The organism is Mesorhizobium sp. M2E.F.Ca.ET.219.01.1.1, assembly GCF_004016445.2.
Lineage (GTDB): Bacteria > Pseudomonadota > Alphaproteobacteria > Rhizobiales > Rhizobiaceae > Mesorhizobium.
The window spans coordinates 1-396 of the sequence record NZ_SADT02000074.1; the positions used below are offsets into that span (position 1 = coordinate 1).

1 protein-coding gene is annotated in these 396 nt (G+C 65.7%); it reads left to right on the top strand.

What is annotated here, in order from left to right:
- Window positions 1-137: 137 nt before the first annotated feature.
- The coding region (locus EN862_RS34965; protein ID WP_135896960.1) for a glycosyltransferase at window positions 138-396 on the top strand (259 nt) is incomplete at its 3' end.

The window sequence follows — 396 nt, forward strand, 5'->3', positions numbered from 1 at the left end:
CAGGCGCGACCCGGCCGCGCGATTGCAGACAAGGCGAGAACCCGCGTCATCGTTTTCTTAAGCCTTGCCATGCAAGGGTGGTTCGAATGAGCCCGGCCCTGCCGACGCCGGACCCAGTCCTTGATGGAACAAGAACCATGAACGCCGTCACAACCATCCGTGCCGCCCAGACCAAGCAGCTCGAGCTGACCATCCTGATGCCGTGCCTCAACGAGGCCGAGACGCTTGCCGTCTGCATCGGCAAGGCAAAGGTCTTCCTCGACAAGGCCGGCATAGCGGGCGAGGTGCTGATTGCCGACAACGGCAGCACCGACGGCTCCCAGGAGATCGCGACGGCGATCGGCGCCCGCGTCGTGCCGGTGCCGCAGAAGGGCTATGGTGCGGCGCTGCTCGGCG